Annotated in this window: 17 protein-coding genes; 3 read left to right on the top strand and 14 right to left on the bottom strand. The window is 62.6% G+C overall.

Annotated elements, in window-relative coordinates:
* Position 1 precedes the first annotated feature (1 nt).
* Entirely contained in the window at positions 2-715 is a 714-nt protein-coding gene (locus WH87_RS16755) for a FadR/GntR family transcriptional regulator (RefSeq protein ID WP_046138993.1), read from the top strand.
* 40 nt (positions 716-755) lie between these two features.
* Here the strand turns inward: WH87_RS16755 and WH87_RS16750 are convergent, their stop codons facing one another.
* From WH87_RS16750 to WH87_RS16695, 12 genes are all read right to left on the bottom strand, one after another.
* Positions 756-1,667 carry an ABC transporter substrate-binding protein gene (locus tag WH87_RS16750; protein WP_046138994.1) on the bottom strand — a complete coding sequence of 304 codons (912 nt, stop codon included), beginning with the start codon at positions 1,665-1,667 and terminating at the stop codon, positions 756-758.
* A gap of 21 nt (positions 1,668-1,688) precedes the next feature.
* Positions 1,689-2,654 carry an ABC transporter substrate-binding protein gene (locus WH87_RS16745; RefSeq protein WP_046138995.1) on the bottom strand — a complete coding sequence of 322 codons (966 nt, stop codon included), beginning with the start codon at positions 2,652-2,654 and terminating at the stop codon, positions 1,689-1,691.
* A gap of 22 nt (positions 2,655-2,676) precedes the next feature.
* On the bottom strand, positions 2,677-3,504 hold the full coding sequence (locus WH87_RS16740) for an ABC transporter ATP-binding protein (RefSeq protein WP_046139719.1): 828 nt from the start codon (positions 3,502-3,504) through the stop codon (positions 2,677-2,679).
* Between the two features lie 11 nt (positions 3,505-3,515).
* Positions 3,516-4,586 carry a FecCD family ABC transporter permease gene (locus WH87_RS16735; protein ID WP_046138996.1) on the bottom strand — a complete coding sequence of 357 codons (1,071 nt, stop codon included), beginning with the start codon at positions 4,584-4,586 and terminating at the stop codon, positions 3,516-3,518.
* Positions 4,583-5,650: an iron chelate uptake ABC transporter family permease subunit gene (locus WH87_RS16730; RefSeq protein WP_046138997.1), complete on the bottom strand. Its 1,068-nt coding sequence runs from the start codon at positions 5,648-5,650 to the stop codon at positions 4,583-4,585. The genes WH87_RS16735 and WH87_RS16730 overlap by 4 nt, the downstream gene beginning before the upstream one ends.
* A gap of 151 nt (positions 5,651-5,801) precedes the next feature.
* Positions 5,802-6,689: a siderophore-interacting protein gene (locus WH87_RS16725; RefSeq protein ID WP_046138998.1), complete on the bottom strand. Its 888-nt coding sequence runs from the start codon at positions 6,687-6,689 to the stop codon at positions 5,802-5,804.
* Entirely contained in the window at positions 6,686-7,588 is a 903-nt protein-coding gene (locus WH87_RS16720; RefSeq protein ID WP_046138999.1) for an ABC transporter substrate-binding protein, read from the bottom strand. Before WH87_RS16720 ends, WH87_RS16725 begins: the two co-directional genes overlap by 4 nt.
* 69 nt (positions 7,589-7,657) lie before the next feature.
* The gene (locus tag WH87_RS16715; RefSeq protein ID WP_082092755.1) at positions 7,658-8,581 is read right to left on the bottom strand and encodes an ABC transporter substrate-binding protein; all 924 of its coding nucleotides are present in this window, start codon (positions 8,579-8,581) and stop codon (positions 7,658-7,660) included.
* A gap of 66 nt (positions 8,582-8,647) precedes the next feature.
* The gene (locus WH87_RS16710; RefSeq protein WP_052726400.1) at positions 8,648-10,504 is read right to left on the bottom strand and encodes a glycosyltransferase family 2 protein; all 1,857 of its coding nucleotides are present in this window, start codon (positions 10,502-10,504) and stop codon (positions 8,648-8,650) included.
* A 227-nt stretch (positions 10,505-10,731) separates the two neighbouring features.
* Positions 10,732-11,733 carry an Hsp33 family molecular chaperone gene (locus tag WH87_RS16705; RefSeq protein WP_245622467.1) on the bottom strand — a complete coding sequence of 334 codons (1,002 nt, stop codon included), beginning with the start codon at positions 11,731-11,733 and terminating at the stop codon, positions 10,732-10,734.
* Between the two features lie 198 nt (positions 11,734-11,931).
* Positions 11,932-12,864, bottom strand: a complete 933-nt coding sequence (gene argF / locus WH87_RS16700; protein WP_046139001.1) for an ornithine carbamoyltransferase — start codon at positions 12,862-12,864, stop codon at positions 11,932-11,934.
* 119 nt (positions 12,865-12,983) lie between these two features.
* Positions 12,984-14,183, bottom strand: a complete 1,200-nt coding sequence (locus WH87_RS16695; RefSeq protein ID WP_046139002.1) for an aspartate aminotransferase family protein — start codon at positions 14,181-14,183, stop codon at positions 12,984-12,986.
* Positions 14,184-14,550: 367 nt separating this feature from the next.
* Between WH87_RS16695 and WH87_RS16690 the strand changes: the two genes are divergently transcribed.
* Positions 14,551-15,120 (top strand): GcrA family cell cycle regulator, encoded by a 570-nt coding sequence (locus WH87_RS16690; protein WP_046139722.1) that lies wholly within the window; start codon positions 14,551-14,553, stop codon positions 15,118-15,120.
* Between the two features lie 52 nt (positions 15,121-15,172).
* Here WH87_RS16690 and WH87_RS16685 read toward each other — a convergent pair whose 3' ends face one another.
* Positions 15,173-15,571 (bottom strand): VOC family protein, encoded by a 399-nt coding sequence (locus WH87_RS16685; protein ID WP_046139003.1) that lies wholly within the window; start codon positions 15,569-15,571, stop codon positions 15,173-15,175.
* Between the two features lie 172 nt (positions 15,572-15,743).
* Positions 15,744-17,033: a sensor histidine kinase gene (locus tag WH87_RS16680; RefSeq protein ID WP_197410836.1), complete on the bottom strand. Its 1,290-nt coding sequence runs from the start codon at positions 17,031-17,033 to the stop codon at positions 15,744-15,746.
* Positions 17,034-17,130: 97 nt separating this feature from the next.
* On the opposite strand from WH87_RS16680, the gene ppk2 reads away from it, so the two are divergent.
* Entirely contained in the window at positions 17,131-17,988 is an 858-nt protein-coding gene (gene ppk2, locus WH87_RS16675; protein ID WP_052726401.1) for a polyphosphate kinase 2, read from the top strand.
* Positions 17,989-18,353 lie beyond the last annotated feature (365 nt).

Raw genomic sequence — 18,353 nt, 5'->3', positions numbered from 1 at the left:
GATGGCGCATGACGATGCACTGAGCTATCTCGAAAAGCTGGATTCGCGCAGTCGGGGCACGGCTGTATTGGATGCGCTTGCCGAGATGGTAGAGCGCGCGGGACTATCGGTGGGGGATCGACTTCCACCCGAGGTCTCGCTGGCGTCGACACTGGGGGTCGGCCGCTCGACTATTCGCGAGGCGCTCAATCGTTGGGAGGGCCTTGGCCTGATCAATCGGCGTCGCGGCGATGGCACTTACCTTGCTGCGCGGGTGCAATCCGCACATGGCGTTGCCCCCACCATGGTGCGGCTGGAGGGCGAGGCTCTGCTGCGCCTGCTCGAAGTGCGCCGGACGCTGGAGCAGGAAGTGGTGCGCCGCGCCGCGATCAACGCCAATCCACAACAGCGCAAGCGGATCGCCGCCCTCTGCGTTGCCCTGCTCAACGAAGTTGACGCCGGTCGCTCTTGGACCGAGGCCGACGCGGCCTTTCATGGTGCCATCTATGAGGCCTCGGGCAATCCGATGTTCGCCCAGATCCTGCGTAGCCTGGGCCAGGCACAGGAACGCTCCAGCGGCTCGCCCTTTGGCAGCGATGAGTTCGCACTGGCATCATTCCCGCTGCATCGCCTGTTGGCCGATGCTGTCGTCGCGGGCGATGCGGATGGCGCCAGCGAGGCCGTCAACCGCATGCTGGACGCGGTTGAAGAAGATATTCGCCGCCTGATCGCCTAGGCAGGGCGTCCGGGTCTTTTGAGCCCGGACTGAACCAGCCTTAAGCCAACTTGCCGTAAAGCTCGTCGAGGAACTTGGCGATCTGCATCGCCGTGTAGACACCACCAAAATTGGTATTGCCGACGGGTGCCAGCGTCTTGCCGGCGGCCACGGCAGGCACGCGGTTCCAGATCGGGTCGGCCGAGATCTGCTCGACGACACCCTCGCCGTGATTAACGTAGAGAATGGCGTCAACGTCACCGAAATAGGTGCCGAAGTTCTCGGCCGAGATGATGTTGCCTTCAACCGGTGGCGGGGTGATCGAGCCGAGGTCGGCCATGATCTGTGGCTGCAGCAGGCTGAGTTCAGCCTGCAGATACACCGTGCCGTCGGTCCAGGGCTGCACCACGGCGATCTTCTTCGTGGCGATCAGCTCGGCACGGCGCGTCTTGATGTCAGCGATCAGAGCATCATATTCGGCGATGATGGCGTCGGCCTGACCTTCGCGACCGGTCCAGGCGCCGAGCTCGGCGACGATGCTCTTCCATGGCTGCGCGTAAGCGGGTGGCAGCAGCGGCGCGATGTCCTTGAGCTTGGCGATTGGCCAATACTCGCTGTTGTGATCGCCCACATCGGTGCAGATGATCAGGTCCGGATCGAGCGCCAGCACCTGCTCAAGCACCGGGGCCTCACCCACGAACACCCAGCTGTCCTGTGCAGGAACCCATGGCTCTGGCTTCCAATAGGCATGCCCGACGACGTTGAGGCCCAGCGCCACAGCGGGCTCCAGATCAAGGCGGCTGTCGATGGCGATGACACGCTGCGGATTGGCCGGAATGTCATAGGTGCCCAGCACCGTGGTGACACTGCGGGTTTCCTGCGCAAAAGCGGCCTTGGGCAGCAGCCCGGCCAGCGCAAGACCGGCAGTGCCGGCGCCAAAGGCACGACGAGAGAGTTTGAATGACGAGGTCATATCGGTTGGTCCTTGAGTGAACTATTCGGTCGCTGGATCGCCATCGAGCGCTGCGGCAAGCAGCGGCGCGAACTGGCCGGTGACGTAATTGATCGAGAGTGGAGTCTGGAACCACAGTGCCGCGGCCAGATCGCCTGCCGGATCGGGAAACACCGAGCGACCTTCCTGCGACAGGCGGAGCGTTGAGTAGATCGGCAGCGCTTCCACATCGGCGCGTGGCGTCTCGGGCCAGATGACCACGTCGAGGTCGATCAACGCCGCCTGTTCCAGACTGAGGTAAATCCAGCCGCTGTCATCGGCCAGCGCATCCAGCTCGGCGGGGAAGGTAAAGCCCAGCCCGGCGAGGAAGCGCGCGGTCGGCAGCTCTGAGCCCCACAGCACGATCTTGCCCTCGCGGATCGCCGCCATCGAGGCGGTCTTGCCGGCAAAGTCAGGATACTGCGCCGCCACTGCAGCCGTCTTGGCCTCCACATCGGCAACGACGGCTTCGGCACGTTCGGTGCCGCCGGAGGTCGCACGGTCGATCTGGCGCAGCTGATCCTGCCATGGCGTGCCCCAAAGGGGGAACTCGGCCGGCTGGGTTACCACCGGCGCGATGGCCGAGAGACGCGCATAGGTCTCTGGATTGATATCAGCGAAGATCGCTAGGATCAGGTCCGGGTCCTGCTTGAGCACCCATTCTTCATCGAGCATGCGCGGGCCGACCTGCGGCTCCGCTCCGCTCGCGGTGCGGGCCTCGTCTGCCCAGGTCCAGCTCGCATAAGGCTTGCCGCCCCACCATTCAGTGACGCCAACTGCGGGCTCGCCCAAGGCGTAGAGGAAATCCTGATCGTTGAGGCCGAGCGTAACGATACGTTGCGGCTTGGCTTCCACGATGGTCTCGCCGCGCACGTGGCTGACGGTGACGGGGAACCCCTCGGCCTGCGCCGATACGGACGTGACAAGGCTTGCTCCGCACATCAACAGAGCCAGAACAGACGCTTTCATGATCGATCCTGTGGTTTCGGGGTTAGTCGGCGCGGGGCACCGAGCCGCGCGGGATCACCAGCGGCGTACCCGCAATGGGGTCATCGATGATGATGCAGGGCAGCCCGAACACCTTTTCCACCAGCTCGGCCGTGACGATGTCGCGCGGCGCACCTTCGGCGATCACCTGACCATCGCGCATGGCGATAATGTGCGTGGCGTAGCGGCAGGCATGGTTGAGATCGTGCAGCACGGCGACGATGGTCTGCCCGTTGCGGCGATTGAGGTCGCCCATCAGTTCGAGCAGTTCGATCTGGTGGGTGATGTCGAGGAAAGTGGTGGGCTCATCAAGCAGCAGCAGTGGCGTTTCCTGCGCCAGAACCATCGCCACCCAGACGCGCTGCCGCTGGCCGCCGGACAGCTCATCAACCAGACGATGGCTGAGCTCGGTGACCTTGGTCGCCTCCATCGCCGTGATGACGGCCGCCTCGTCTTCCTTGGACCACTGCTTGAGCAGCTTCTGGTGCGGATAGCGGCCGCGCGCGATCAGATCGGCAACGGTGATGCCATCGGGGGCAATCGAGGTCTGTGGCAAAAGCCCCAGGCGCCGCGCCACTTCCTTGGCCGGGAAATTGCTGATCTCCTGCCCGTCCAGCACCACGCGACCGGTCTTGGGCTTGAGCAGGCGGGACAGTGCACGCAGCAAGGTGGACTTGCCGCAGGCATTGGCGCCCACGATGACGGTGAACGAGCGGTCGGGGATGGACACCGATAGGTCGCTCGAGATGACCCGGTTGTCGTAACCAATCGTGGCGCCTTCGGCGAACAGGCGCGGCTCGGCAGCAGCAAGGGCAGGATCGTGTCGGTTCATGGTCTTGTCCATTATTGCCGCCGCGCTTCGCGCAGCAGGAGCCAGACGAAATAGACACCACCCAGGCTGACGGTCACGATACCGACCGGCAATTGAGTGGGCGCGAAAGCCCGTTGGGCGATATAGTCGGCCGCCGCCAGCAGCAGTGCGCCCATGGCCGCGGCAGGCAGCATGGCGACCCCGGGCGAGCCGGTCAGGCGCCGCGCCAGTTGGGGCGCAGCCAGTGCGACAAAGCCGATTGGGCCAGCTGTAGCAGTCACCGTTGCGGTCAGCGCCACGCCGATGACCAGCAGCGCCAGTCGCGAGCGTTCGGCATTGATGCCCAGCGCGCGCGCTGCATCATCGCCCAGTTCCAGCTGGGCCATCGGGCGGGCCATCAGTAACGCCATCGGGATCAGCACGGCCAGCACCAGCGTTGCCGGGCCAAGCCGATCGAGCCCCAGACCATTGAGCGAGCCTGCGCCCCAGATCGCGGCGGCCATGGCCACTTCGAGCTTAGCCCGCAGCAGCATCCAGGTATTGACCGAGTTCAGCATAGCCGAAACGCCGATGCCGACGATGATCAGCCGGAAGCCCTGCACGCCACGGTTATAGGCGAGGAAATAGACCATCAGCGCAGTGATGAGACCGCCGACCAACGCGCCACCGGCGATGGCGTAGTAACCGCCCTGCAGCAGGATGATCACCACCAGAGCACCCGAATAGGCACCAGCGTCAAAGCCGATAATATCGGGGCTGCCGAGTGGATTGCGCGTCAGGGACTGGAAGATCGCGCCACCAATGCCCAGCGCCGCGCCAAGGATCAGCGCCAGAGCCGTGCGTGGCAGACGCCACTCGACGACGACCATGTGGATGCGCCCTTCGGCCTGACCGAACAGCGCCCGCACCACATCGGGCAGCGGCACCTGATATTCGCCGCTGGAAATGGTGATCAGGGCCACCACCACCGCGATCACAGCCAGAATGGCGCAGACGGTGACGGTCTTGAGATCGACGCGGTGCGACACGGCTTCGCCGAACAGGCGCACGGCACGAATGGGGCGACCGAAATTGATGCCCTGAGGTTGGTCCTGCACACTCATAGTCCGCTCACCCGACGACGACGAGCCAGCGCAATCAGCACAGGCGCACCCACAAAGGCGGTGACGATACCGACCTGCAATTCACCCGGACGCATGACAATGCGGCCCAGAATATCGGAGGTCAGCAGCAGCACGGGTGCCAGCACCACGGTAAAAAGGAAGATCCAGCGTTGATCGGGACCAACGATCCAGCGCGCCGCGTGGGGCACCATCAAGCCGACAAAGCCGATGGGACCCGCCGCAGCCGTTGCCGCGCCGGCCAGCAGCGTCGTGGCGATCACCACGCCGATGCGCGTGCGCATGATATTGGCGCCCAGCGCCGAGGCCAGATCATCGCCCAGGGCCACCGCATTGAGAGGACGGGCCATCAACATGGCCAGCACCAGACCGGCCGCGATAAAGGGCATGGTGGCCCAGATGGTTTCGTAACCCGGCGCTACGAGCGAACCGGCGCCCCACTGGCGCATACGGTCAAAGGTGGTGGGGTTGAGCAGGGTAATGCCCGAGGAAATGCCCGACAGCACCGCGCCAATGGCGACACCAGCCAGCGTCAGGCGAACCGGGGTTGCGCCAGCGCGACCGACCGAGCCCACCGCATAAACCAGCACGGTGGTGACGATGGCACCAAGGAAGGCAAACCAGATGAAGCTCTGGATCGAGGTCATGCCGAAAATGCCGACGCCCAAGACGACGAAGAAGGCAGCACCGGCATTGACGCCCAGAATGCCGGGATCGGCGAGCGGGTTGCGGGTCAGGGCCTGGATCAGCGCACCGGACATGCCCAGCGCCATGCCGACGCCAATGCCCAGAATGGTGCGCGGCACGCGCAGCGCCTGAATGATGGCGTGATCGTCGCTGTCATTATAGGCGAAGATCGCGTCGAACACGGTGCTGACAGGAATATCCTTGGAGCCGATGGCAATGCTGGCCACGATGACAGCGAGGAGGACGGCAACGGCAACCAGCAGCCAGAGCAGGCGCTTGGCATTGGTCTGGGCCAGGCCGGGGCGCTTTTCTTCCTCGCGCGCGACCGTGCGGCTGGTGACAGCAGCAGCAGCGGTCATAGCGCGCGCCGCCCGATTGAGGTGATGTCTGTCATGTGGCCCCTGCCCCGTGTTGCATTCGGCAAAACCGGCTGCATTAGTCTGTAGTTATCATGAATTTTGTAGTCAAGTTACGTTCGACGCCCCGTTCACAGATCGGGGCGCCGAGTGCCTAGAGGCCGAAGCGCTCCAGCGTGTCGTCATACTCGTCGCGCAGTTCTTCCTGATCGCGGCCCGAATCCCAGGCGGCATCGATCTGGGCGCGCACGGACGGATCGAGCGCCTCCCACTTGGCCTCCCACTCCTCGGCATTCGCGGTCCAGTAGCCGACGAGCTCATAGCGCTCGGCGGGAAGCTTGAGCTCCTGACGGACGAATTTGCGGATGCCGCGCACCACCTTCTGCTCGCCAGCCACCCAGACATAACCGGGCGTGGTGGGGAGCGGGACAGCGCGCACCACGTCACCCAGACGGCTTGGCGCCACGCCATTGCCGCTCTTGTGCAGCCAGGTCACGGTCGCGCCGGAATGGGCTGGCAGCTCCTGCTCGTCCTCGGCCTGCGCCACTTCGACGAAAACACGCGACTGCACGTTTTTTGGCGTCTGCTCAAGAATACGGGCCAGCGCAGGAAGGCCGGTCGCATCGGCCACCAGCAGCTGCCAGACGATATCGGCTGGCGGGGTATAAAGACCGCGTGGATTGTTCAGCGTGATCTTATCGCCGGGCTCGGCGCGCTGCGCCCACTCGCTGGCGACACCACCCTTGTGCACGACGAAGTCGATATCCATTTCGCCCAACGCAGCGCGATAGTTGCGCACCGTGTAGGTCGAGCAGCGGATCGCATCCTGCCCGTCCGGATAGGTCCAGCGGCCATCCTCGTCGATATGAGGCAGATGCAGCTTGCCGGTTTCCTCATTGGGGAAGAACAGACGCAGATATTCATCGCCCACACCGGTGCTGGGGAAGCCCCGCAAATTCTCACCACCGAACGTGATCCGGATCATCCCTGGGGTGAGATACTTGCGGGAGAGAACAACTACGTCATGAAATTTCTTGGTCATTGTGCGTCTGCCTTTTCGAGCACGGCCATGGCTTTGAGCGTATCGGCGACAAGGTCCGTGGCGGTGAGTGCGAAGCCCCAGCTATTGGGGGTGTCCATTCCATATTGTGCGCCACGTGCGATGGCGGGGATGCGTTTCCACATCGGGTCATCCGCAACGTCTTCCGCCCAGAGCGACATGATCAGCGCCGCGTCCTGATAGGCGTCGAGGTTCTCCGCGCTATAGACCTGATAGCCATCCGGCGCTTCCGCCGTGCCACGGGCGATGTCGATGCCCAGATCGTGGGCAACTGAGGTGCTGAAGGTGTCGACCTGCAACGCGAACTGCTTGCCCCACACATCGGTGATGGCAACCTTGCGGCCCTTGAGCACGCGCGCGATCTCCGGCTTTGCGGCGGCCACCGCCGCATCATATTGCGCCAGCAGTTCGGCGCCCTTTTCTTGGCGGCCATAGGCGGTCATCTGCTCGGCGAACAGCCGACGCCAGTCAGCGTTATTGCCGTCCTTGACCACCAGAACGGGCATGCCGCTGGCGTTGAAGCTGCTGTTCTCTTTCCAGTAGTTCCACCAGCCTTCACCCACCACCACGAGATCGGGGTCATAGGTCAGCACCAGCTCGGCATTGGGCTCACCGCGAAATTCCAGGCGATCAACATCGGCCGGCAGGAACGCATCGAGATGCATTTCTTCATCGGGGTCCCAATCGGTCGCGACCACGGGAAAACCCGCGCTGACGGCGAAGTCGAGGCCCGAGCGAGAATCCATGACGAAGACTCGCTGCGGATTGACCGGCAGCTCGGCGGTGTAACCGTCATAGGAGTAGGTGAAGGTTTCGGCGGCCATGGTCGGCAGCGCGAGTGCAAAAGCAGCAAGAGCGAGGATTGCGGGACGGATGGACATTTCGGTTACCTGGCGCGGGAGCTGGGAGGAATGCGCAGCTTCTGCCGCGCATCATGAGGATGGCAGCAATCAGGCTTCAAACAGGGCGAAGACCTTGTCCCACTCGCCCAGCAAATGCCTTGCCGTGTAACAGCCGCCATAATAGGCGCCGCTGGTCAGCACCACGCGCCCGGCCTTGACCGCCGGCAGACGCTGCCAGACCGGAGACTTCTCCAGCCCCTCGATTTCTTCGGCATCAAAGCTGTCGACGATAATGGCGTCGACATCGCCCAGCACGTCCCCCATCAGCTCGTAGCTGATATTGGCATATTCGCCCAAACCCTCGGTCGAGACGGTCACGCCGCCCAGATCGTCGAGCACCTGGCCGATAGCGGTGACCTGAGGGGAGTTCAGACCAAGCAGGAAGTTGATTTCACCCACATCCGGGCTGCTCCAGATGGCGGCGACCTTCTTGCCCAGCACGGACGCGCGGCGCGCTTTGACGGCAGCCAGCTCCAGCTCATAGTCGGCGATAAAGGCGTCGGCACGATCGCGTCGGCCCAGCCATTCGCCCATGTCGGTCAGAATGGACTTCCAGTCGCTCTCGAACTGCACCGGCAGCACCGGGGCGATATCGGTCAGCTTGTCGATGGGCCACATTTCGGTGCCCGGCAGATTGGTGCAGATGATCAGATCGGGGTCAGCCGCCAGCACGGCTTCGCGGGTCGGGGGTCGGCCGATGAACACGGCCTTGCCATCATGGGGCACCCAGGGCTCGATGGTTTCAAAGTAGCTGTATCCGACCACAGGCAGACCGAGCGCCACGGCTGGCTCGAGATCGAGCCGCGTATCGATGACGACAACGCGCTGCGGATCGGTGGGAATGTCATAGGTACCCAGGGGCGTCGTGATGGACCGTACGCTGGACTGCGCAAAGGCTGGACGGGTCAGCGCCAAGGCCCCCAGACCAGCCATGCCAACCGAAAACTGACGCCGATTAACCCGGTTACGCATGCACTTCCCCCAGCAGCTCAATCTCACCTGCGGGGGTGACTATATATCATGAGGATATTAGTCAAGTTATCTTATGGCCAGCCCCCGCAAATGCCGCAGCATTTGTCGGACCGGTCCGCTGCGCCCCTCGACGGTCATCGGCGCATGCGGCGACTTGTACCAATGGAAGGGCTGCGTCATCAGCCCGCGCAGCGCCTGCAGTGTAGCTCCGGCCATCAGCAACCAGTAAAGCGGCAGCAGCAGACTGGCCGGGATCAACCCCGCGCGACGCTGCCGCCATAGGCCCACAACGGTCATAGCGAAGGCACTGCCATGGCCTAGCAGCAGGATAGAAAAATAGTATGCCGACCAGCCCCCTGCATGGATAATCCCATCGCCACGCATCAGCTGCAGCACGCACATCGCGACGAACCCCACATGCAGCAGCGGCGCCAGCAACATGCCCACCACCAGCACTTCGAGCACCAGCGCGGGGAACAGCCCCATATCCCTGACGAGGCGCAATGGCCGACGGTTGTGCACGATAAAGGTCTGCATCCAGCCCTTCATCCAGCGCGACCTCTGCCCCTGCCAGGCGCCAAAGTTGGGATGGGCCGCCTCGCGGGTTGCCGAGGCCAGCATATCCACCCGCATCCGCCGCCGTCCCAGCCGCACGCCCAGATCGGCATCCTCGGTAACGTTGAACGCATCCCAACCACCCAGGGTGCGCAGTGGTTCGAGGCGAAAATGGTTGGATGTACCGCCCAACGGCATTGGCAAGCGCCACTGTGCCAGCGCGGGCAGCAGCACCTCGAAAATCCCGGCATATTCCCCGGCAAACAGCGCCGTCAGCAGGTTACGCCGACCATTGGTGACGACCAGCCGCGCCTGCAGGCACGCGATCTCCGGCGCGTCGCGAAACCGCGCCACCGCCTTCCACAGCTGGTCCGGATCCGGCACGTCCTCGGCGTCATAGACCACCACGAACTCGCCCCGACACAGCGGCAGCGCAAAATCGAGGGCTTTGGGCTTGGTGTGCGGCAGCGCATCGGGCACCACAACCAGCGAGAAGCGCGGGTCTCTCAATCCCTGCCGCACCGCTGCAATGGTGTCGGGCGACCGGCTCTCGACGACGAATTTGATGTCCAGCCGATTGGCAGGATAGTCCAGCGCCCCCATCGCCTCGAACAATTGCGGCACCATCTGCGCCTCTGCCCGCAGCGGGATCAGCACCGAATAGAGCGGCAGGTCTGCGTCCTCGGGGCGGCGCAGCGGGGGCTCCGGATCAAGCGGGGTCAGAATGGCGATCCAGCGGATCGCGGCAGGTCCCAGGAGCAGGATCAGCGACAGCGGCAGGAGCCAGACCTGCGCCACAAAAGGCGCCAGCAGCACCAGTGCCGTGACAGCAACCATGCCCAACAGGAACATCAACCGCGCCGCAAAGGTCAGCTCCAGCTGCGCGGTGGCGAAGGGCCAGTGCCGGGCCAGGTTCTGCCGTGCCCAATCTACCAGCGGTTCAGCGGCGGCCTCGACCAGATAGTCCCGCAGCGCAGCCTGTGGCACAAGGCAGATGCGCGACCGCAGGTGTGGCGTCGCCTCGGCTCGCTGCCGCAAGCGCAACACCCCCGGAAAGTCGGGCGCGGCAAAGGCAATGTCGCGGTCGAGCACTTGGACCCGCACCATGCGCACATCAGCGAGAGCCTCCAGCCGCATGGGTTGAGTATGGCCCTTGAGCCCGCCCGGCACCTTGTCGAAAAAGGCAAAGCCGCACCAGAGCGCGGCTCGCTCCATCACCTCGGCCTCCGGGATACCGCAGGACAGCGCCACATGCAGCAGCGGATCGATCTCCCGCTCGAACGCCGTGTCGAGCAAATCGAGCGCGTCGGTGACGTCAACGCAATGAGCCCCCGCAACCGCCATGATGAGGTCGAGGGCGTCCGACATCAGCGCACCCGGCCTAGAATGAATGGCAGACGGCTGCGCGCGCCCGCCAACGGTCGCCAGGCGCAATGCTGTGCGGGTGTGCTCGGTCCCCTCATCTCGCCCCCCGGGAGATCATCCGTATATTTACGCATGCTCCCAGGGGACGACGATATCGTGATTAATGACAGGTTAACGTCCAAACAAAAACGGCCGCCCGAAGGCGGCCGTTTGACCAGGTGTCAGGCCGGTCAATGCTTGGCTTCGAACTGATGCGGATTGAAGTGATAGGCGGTTGAACAGAACTCACAGACCACTTCGATCTCCCCATCCACCGCCATTTCCTCGCGGTCTTCGGCGGTAAAGCTGGTCGAGAGCATGTCCTCGATGCGGTCGGCCGAGCAGGTGCAGCGCTCGACCATTGGCATGGGCGAAAACACGCGCACGCCGGTCTCGTGATAGAGCCGGAACAGCAGCCGTTCTGGCGACAGATCGGGATCGGCCAGCTCGACGTCTTCGAGCGTGGTCAGAAGCGCCTTGGCCTCGCTCCAGCCATCGGCTTCGTCGGTGTTCTCGAAATTGCCATCGCCCGGCAGATCGGCAACATGGCTCATGCCATGCTCGGGCAGGTGCTGGATCAGCACGCCACCGGCGCGCCAGTGCGGACGATGATCGCCCTTCTGCTGGAACTCGGCCACCGCCAGACGCACCATGGTGGGGATCTGTTCGGACTGCATGAAATAGGTATGCGCGACCTCTTCGAGCGAGGCGCCTTCGAGCGCCACGATGCCCTGATAGCGCTCTGTATTGGGGCCCTGGTCGATGGTCATCGCCAAGTGCCCCTTGCCCAGCAGGTCAGCCGGGCGGGTCTTGCCTTCCTCGGCAAACTTGAGCAGCGCATCATGGTCAAACCTCGCATAGCCACGCAGGCCATCTGGCGCGTCGAAATCCACCACGATCAGCTTCACCGGACCATCGGTCTGGGTCTGCATGATGAAGCGACCTTCGAACTTGAGCGAAGAGCCGATCAACGCTGCCAGCACAACGGCCTCGCCGAGCAGGCGGGCGACAGGAGCCGGGTAGTTGTGGCGGTTGAGAATGGTGTCGAGCGCATCGCCGAGACGGACGGCGCGACCACGCGTATCGAGCTTGTCGAGCGTGAACGGCAGCACGGCGTCATCGCCGGTTTCGGGGCGGTCCAGACCCAGGGCGGACATCAGGTCATCAGTCATGGCGGTCAGTTCCGTAGTCATTCAATTGGCTTTCTTGAGGCTAAACCCTCAAGCGGTGACGTTCCACGGTCTCGCGCAATATCCACCGTGTCACAGCCAACCACAATGTCATTCCCGCAGGGGCGGGACGACTTGTAGCTATGGCTCCCAAAAGGGAGATCCCCGCTTTCGCGGGGATGACACGGTGTTTGATGCAACCGTTGGCAGCGGATGGAACCGCTAGTTGACGTCGACCCCGAGGGACCAGCACAGGATGGCTTTTTGGGCGTGCAGGCGGTTTTCGGCTTCGTCGAACACTACCGACTGGGGACCATCGATCACTTCGTCGGTCACCTCGTCGCCGCGATGGGCGGGCAGGCAGTGCATGAACAAAGCGTCTTTGTTCGCCAAGGCCATCAAATTGGTGTTCACCTGGTAGGGTTTCAAGACCCGGCGGCGTTCGGCGGCGTCGGTGTCACCCATCGATACCCAGGTATCGGCGATGATGAGGTCGGCATTCTCGGCCGCTTCGCGCGGGTCCTCGATTAGCTTGACCCATTTGCCGGCCTTCTCGATATCGAGCATCAGGTCCTTTTCGGGCCAGTATTCGTCTGGCACCGCTATGGTCAGCTCGCATTCGAACAGTTCGGCCGCGTTGACCCAGGAGTGCAGCACGTTGTTGCTGTCACCCACCCAGGCCACCTTGGCACCCTTGATCGGGCCACGGTGTTCCTCAAAGGTCATCAGGTCAGCCATGATCTGGCAGGGATGCGCGCGGCGCGTCAGCCCGTTGATCACGGGAACGGTCGAGTAGTCGGCCAGCTCGGTCAGATCGGCGTGGCTGAGGATACGGATCATGATGGCGTCGACATAGCGGCTCATGACGCGTGCCGTATCGGCCAGCGTTTCTTCGCGGCTCAGCTGCATTTCCTGGCCCGACAGCATGATGGTCTCGCCGCCAAGCTGGCGCATGCCCACGTCAAAGCTGACGCGGGTGCGGGTCGACTGCTTGTCGAAGATCATCGCCAGCACCTTGTCTTTCAACAATTGCGGGCGGTCACCGTCTTTGAGGCGCGCCTTGAGCGAGCCAGCGGCGTTGAGCATGCCGCGGAGTTCAGAATAGGAGAAGTCGTCGATATTGAGAAAATGCCGTGGGGTGCCGGTCGAGGTCATGGGCCGGTTTCCTTTGATAAAGCGATGTTGATGAGCCAGTGCTCGGCGTCTTGCGTCCCGCCCGTCAGGGTGGAGGGAACAAGCTACCTCGTCGCCGAGTATCGCGGCCCATCACCATGTTAGCCAACCGCCGGGGCCGTGACGGCCTCCGCCTCGATTGCCTCAAAGGCCGCCGCGAGCTTGCCCACGGCCTCTTCGATATCGGCTTCGGTTACGATCAGTGGTGGCAGCAGCCGCAGGACGTTATCGCCTGCGCCAACGGCCAGCAGCTGATGATCGTCGCGCAGACGCGCCACGAAATCCCGCACGGGCGGCGCGATCTTGATGCCGGCCAGCAAGCCCTTGCCGCGCAGCTCAAGTACGTAGTCAGGGTATTTCTGCGCAAGCTGCTGCAGATGCCATGCGAGACGCTGGCCCATGGTATTGACCTGGTCGATGAAGCCCGGTGCCAGAATACGATCCAGCACGGCATTGCCAACGGCTGTGGCCAGAGGGTTGCCGCCATAAGTCGAGCCATGCGTGCCGGGGACCATCGAGGCCGCGACATCGCCCTTGGCGAGGCAGGCGCCGAGCGGGAAACCGCCGCCGATAGCCTTGGCCACCGCAACGATATCGGGAACGATGCCGCTCCACTCAAAGGCAAAGAAGCGCCCGGTCCGGCCATAGCCGCACTGTACTTCGTCAAGGATCAGCAGCAGGCCGTGCTCGTCGCACAGCGCGCGCAGGCCCTGCATGAATTCATTGCTCATGGCGGTCACCCCGCCCTCGCCCTGCACCGTTTCGATCAGGATGGCACAGGTCTGCGGTCCGATCAGCGCCTTGACGGCGTCGAGATCGCCGGGCGCGGTGTGCTTGAAGCCGGGCATGACCGGGCCGAAGCCTTCGAGATAGCTCGGATTGCCGCCAGCAGCGATGGTGCCCATGGTGCGGCCATGGAAGGAGCCGGTAAAGGCGATGACCTCGTAGCGGTCAACCTCGCCCTTGGCCCAGAAATAGTGCCGCGCGGTCTTAATGGCGCATTCCAGCGCTTCGGCGCCTGAATTGGTGAAGAACACCGAGTCCGCAAAGGTGGCATCGACCAGACGCTGGCCCAGCTTTTCCTGCTCGGGAATGGTGAACACATTGGACGTGTGCCACACCTTTTCAGCCGCACTCTTGAGCGCCGACACAATATGGGCGTCGCCATGGCCCAGCGCGTTGACCGCGATGCCAGAGTGGAAATCCAGGTATTCTCGTCCGTGCTGATCGTATAGGCGCATACCCTCGCCCCGCTCGAAAGCGAGATCGGACCGGGCGTATGTGCCATAGAGCGCGGACATATTGAATTCCTTGAATTTGGACGATTGAACAGCGGTGGGACGAAGCGTGGCATTCTAGCCACACAAATGAAAAACGCGCTCTATGCGCAGCGCGTTTTGTGGGTGTGAGTTAGGCTAATTTTGTCAGGCAAGTCAATGTTCCCGCGGCAAGCCGCTGATTTGACTCAGAATTTGTTAGGACAATTTTAACCACTGAATTTACGGGGAAACTCTGCCCCGACTCTTGATCCCGATTCCTGCAATGGCGTAGTCTAAGAACCGTTGGGAACACGATATCTCGTGTGGCGGACCCACTCAACATACGACTTCTAGACGTTTACGGCTGCCAGGGCCATTTGGCAGCACAATGAAGGATTCTGTTTTGACGATGGATTCAGGAGCACAAGCGGCGGGCTGGACTGACGAGCGCGTCGAGACCTTGAAGAAGCTCTGGATGGAAGGTCTGAGCGCAAGCCAGATCGCCGGAGAGCTGGGCCAGGGCGTCACTCGCAATGCCGTCATCGGCAAGGTGCACCGTCTCAAGCTGTCGGCAAGAGCAAAGCCAACCAATACTGCACCGCGCGCCCGTCCGGCGCCACGTCCGGCCCCGCGCCGCGTTGCAAGCCCCTCGGCAAGCCATTCTCCGATGAGCGCAGCGGCCAAGCCGCGCCCGGTTATGCAGGCCGCACGCCCGCAGTCGATCGGCGCAACGGCGCTGGCGATGGACCCGGAAATGGAAACCGAGCTCTATGTCGCGCCAGTCGCCGCAGAGCTGTACATCCCCGAAGACAAGCGCCTGAGCCTGCTGCAGCTGAACGAACACACCTGCAAGTGGCCAATCGGCGATCCGCTGAGCAAAGAATTTTATTTCTGCGGTCAGCACAGCCTGGAAACCGGCCCCTATTGCGACTTCCACTCGCGCCGAGCCTACCACCAGCTCGACAAAAAGCGTCGTTAATCGACACCGAGATCATCAAAGGGCGCCACCGGCGCCCTTTTTGTTTGGGCGCTTACGCCAGATTGAGCTGCCAGGTGACGCCGAACCGGTCGCCGACCCAGCCGAAGAGTTGCGAGAAGCCATAATTGTCGGCTGGCATATAGACTCGCCCGCCCTCGCTGAGCGCCGCAAACGCCGCCTCAAGCTCGGCGCGCGACTGGCATTCGACATAGACCGATATGGCGGGCGTAAAATCCCAATCGTGGGTGATGAAGCTGTCCGACGCCATGAACGTGCGACCACCCAGCGTGAACTCTGCGGTGATCACCGTGCCCTCCGGCCCCGGCATCCCCACTGTGTAGCGGTTGATGCGCGTGATCTGGCTATCGGGAAATACCGAGCAATAGAAAGTCATGGCCGCTTCGGCTTGACCGTTCTGAAAGGTCAGGAAGGGGGTAAAGGTCTGGGACATGTTCGATACCACTTTCTGGATGATACGAGCACTCTAGATCGCCCCAGAAGATGAAAAAAGTCCCCAAGACCTCATGGTGAGCCAGTCGAACCACAAGGTCGAGCCCGCGTTGTCATCAGCACACGCCCTCATCCTTCGACAAGTTCAGGATGAGGTCTACTGAAAACAAAAGTTACGGCAGGAACACGTCCACGCGCATGCCCTCGCCGGGCTTGCTGCGAATGGTCAGCTGGCCACGGTGGCGGTTGACGATGTGCTTGACGATGGCAAGGCCCAGGCCGGTGCCCTTCTTCTTGCGCGTGATATCGGCATCGATGCGATAAAAGCGCTCGGTGAGGCGCGGCACATGCTCGGGCTCCACGCCGGGGCCGTGGTCGATGATCGTCACCTGATGCTGAAAGCCCGGACGGCTCGATGGCGCAAGGCTCAGTTCGACCGTCTTGCCACCCGCACCATATTTGATGGCGTTATCGAGCAGGTTTTCGAACACTTCGTAGAGCTGGCCACGGTCGCCCGTTGTGGTCGTCGGGCCTTCGAACAGGCTGAGCTGCACATCGAGTTCACTCGCCTTGGCCTGCATCGACAGGCCCTCACGCACTTCGCGCAACAGCCCGGCCAGATCAATGCTGCCGGTGGGGCGCACATGCTGGTGCATTTCGATGCGCGACAGGCTCAGCAGATCGTCGATCAGCTTGCTCATGCGTTCGGCCTGCCCGCGCATGATGCCCAAAAACTTCTCACGCGCTACGGCGTCCTTGGCAGCGGGGCCAAGCAACGTGTCGATAAAGCCCAGGAGCGAGGCCAGCGGCGTGCGCAATTCGTGGCTGGCATTGGCGATGAAATCGGAGCGCAACGCTTCAACGCGCTTGAGCTCGGTCAGGCTCTGGACCGTCACGATCCACTGCCGGTTTTCGTCACTGGCCCAATCGATCCCCGGCCGCGCCAGTGGCGCAACCACCACGCGATCCCAGGTTTCCGACGGCAGCGTTTCATGCAGCTCGACAATTGCTGCAGCGCCAGTGCGGTTCACCGTGTCGATGGCATTGAGCAGTTCGGGATTGCGGATGGAGAGGGTAATCGGGCGACCATCGGCCAGCGTGGTGAACTGGCGACGGGCAGCGTCATTGGCGTGTAGCAGCACCATGCGGCGGTCCAGCACCATGCAGGGGTCGGTCAGCGCATCGGCAAAGGCAAAGACGGGAATGTCCTCGGACACCGAAGGCAGCGCCGGCGCCGCTTCGGGAACGGTCTGCGTCACCGTAACGACACCCAGTGGGATTACGGCGACAGCGGCAACAATCGCGAGAAACCCAAGGATGGCCGGAACAATGGCCAGATCACCAAACAGCGTCAGCGCGATGAAGACACCGGCAACGCCTGCCAACAGGCTCGCCTGTGCCACGATGCGCGTCACAGCCGCCGTCAGAGGCGGCACGGAATGGTTTGAACTTGTTTCGTCCATGGATCGTTTCGTCAGCAGCAAAAAAAGGGCGGCGCGTCGCCCCTTGCGCGCGGAACCGCCTTCATAGCACGATGAACATGACAACGGAGAGACAAGAGTGAGCGATCCCTTCGACGACTTTGATATCGACAATCCAGACCTGCCCAAAGCCATCAAGAAAAAGGCGATGGGCTCGGGCGGCTATCCCTATGATGATAAGCTGGATTGGGACGTCTATGAAGCCCAGATGCTGGACCTGCAAAAGCAGCTCGTCCTGCTGCAGGATCACCTCTCCAAATCCGGCGAGCGGGTCATGGTGGTGTTCGAGGGGCGCGACGCTGCCGGCAAGGGCGGCACGATCAAGACCTATCTCGAAAATCTCAACCCGCGCTACAACCTGATCGCCGCTCTGCCCAAGCCCAACGACAGGGAACGCACGCAATGGTATTTCCAGCGCTATGTCGACTGGTTCCCCGCTGCGGGGGAAACCGTGCTGTTTGACCGCTCCTGGTACAACCGCGCTGGCGTCGAGCCCGTCATGGGCTTTTGCACGCCCGAGCAGACCGCCCATTTCCTCGATGAAGTGCCATCATTTGAAAAGCACATCACCAATGAGGGCATCCACCTGTTCAAGTTCTGGCTGTCGATTGGCCGCGAAATGCAGCTCAAGCGCTTTCACGACCGCCGTCACGATCCGCTCAAGGTCTGGAAGCTTTCGCCCATCGATCTGCAGGCTCTCGACAAGTGGGACGCCTACAGCGCCGCGCGCGACGTCATGCTGGACCGCACCGACAGCACCCACGCCCCCTGGACCATCATCCGCGCCAACGACAAACGCCGTGGCCGCATCAATGTCATCCAGACCGTGCTCGATCAGCTCAGCTTCAAGGGCAAGGATCGCGACGCCATCGGCGAGATCGACCCCAAGATCACCTTGTCGGCCCAACATTTCATGAAACTGGAAAAGGGCGACTGAGGGGAGCATTCCGCCAATCCCCCCACCATCGTCATCACCCGGCTCGTCCGGGTGATCCACGCCTCCACGCACGCCGAAAGATGGATTGCCCGGACAAGCCGTGCAATGACGGGAGGAGGGTACGTGCCTCCCCAAAAGGCCCATAGGGCCTCCCGCAAAAACCCCCACCATCGTCATCACCCGACTTGTTCGGGTGACCCATCCCACCACGCCCGCCGAAAGATGGATTGCCCGGACAAGCCGGGCAATGACGGGGGGAGAGTTTCGTGCTTCCCCCAACGGCCCATAGGCCCCCAATACCCCCACCATCGTCATCACCCGGCTTGTCCGGGTGATCCATCTTTCGGCGGGCGTGGTGGGATGGG

It is taken from the genome of Devosia epidermidihirudinis, assembly GCF_000971295.1.
Classification (GTDB): domain Bacteria; phylum Pseudomonadota; class Alphaproteobacteria; order Rhizobiales; family Devosiaceae; genus Devosia; species Devosia epidermidihirudinis.
This window is presented reverse-complemented; position numbering and strand designations above follow the sequence as displayed.

Coding starts and splice junctions, on each gene's coding strand:
- WH87_RS16755 (WP_046138993.1), top strand. CDS start 2: ATGGCGCATGACGATGCACTGAGCTATCTCGAAAAGCTGGATTCGCGC.
- WH87_RS16750 (WP_046138994.1), bottom strand. CDS start 1,667: ATGACCTCGTCATTCAAACTCTCTCGTCGTGCCTTTGGCGCCGGCACT.
- WH87_RS16745 (WP_046138995.1), bottom strand. CDS start 2,654: ATGAAAGCGTCTGTTCTGGCTCTGTTGATGTGCGGAGCAAGCCTTGTC.
- WH87_RS16740 (WP_046139719.1), bottom strand. CDS start 3,504: ATGAACCGACACGATCCTGCCCTTGCTGCTGCCGAGCCGCGCCTGTTC.
- WH87_RS16735 (WP_046138996.1), bottom strand. CDS start 4,586: ATGAGTGTGCAGGACCAACCTCAGGGCATCAATTTCGGTCGCCCCATT.
- WH87_RS16730 (WP_046138997.1), bottom strand. CDS start 5,650: ATGACCGCTGCTGCTGCTGTCACCAGCCGCACGGTCGCGCGCGAGGAA.
- WH87_RS16725 (WP_046138998.1), bottom strand. CDS start 6,689: ATGACCAAGAAATTTCATGACGTAGTTGTTCTCTCCCGCAAGTATCTC.
- WH87_RS16720 (WP_046138999.1), bottom strand. CDS start 7,588: ATGTCCATCCGTCCCGCAATCCTCGCTCTTGCTGCTTTTGCACTCGCG.
- WH87_RS16715 (WP_082092755.1), bottom strand. CDS start 8,581: ATGCGTAACCGGGTTAATCGGCGTCAGTTTTCGGTTGGCATGGCTGGT.
- WH87_RS16710 (WP_052726400.1), bottom strand. CDS start 10,504: ATGTCGGACGCCCTCGACCTCATCATGGCGGTTGCGGGGGCTCATTGC.
- WH87_RS16705 (WP_245622467.1), bottom strand. CDS start 11,733: ATGACTACGGAACTGACCGCCATGACTGATGACCTGATGTCCGCCCTG.
- argF (WP_046139001.1), bottom strand. CDS start 12,864: ATGACCTCGACCGGCACCCCACGGCATTTTCTCAATATCGACGACTTC.
- WH87_RS16695 (WP_046139002.1), bottom strand. CDS start 14,183: ATGTCCGCGCTCTATGGCACATACGCCCGGTCCGATCTCGCTTTCGAG.
- WH87_RS16690 (WP_046139722.1), top strand. CDS start 14,551: ATGGATTCAGGAGCACAAGCGGCGGGCTGGACTGACGAGCGCGTCGAG.
- WH87_RS16685 (WP_046139003.1), bottom strand. CDS start 15,571: ATGTCCCAGACCTTTACCCCCTTCCTGACCTTTCAGAACGGTCAAGCC.
- WH87_RS16680 (WP_197410836.1), bottom strand. CDS start 17,033: ATGGACGAAACAAGTTCAAACCATTCCGTGCCGCCTCTGACGGCGGCT.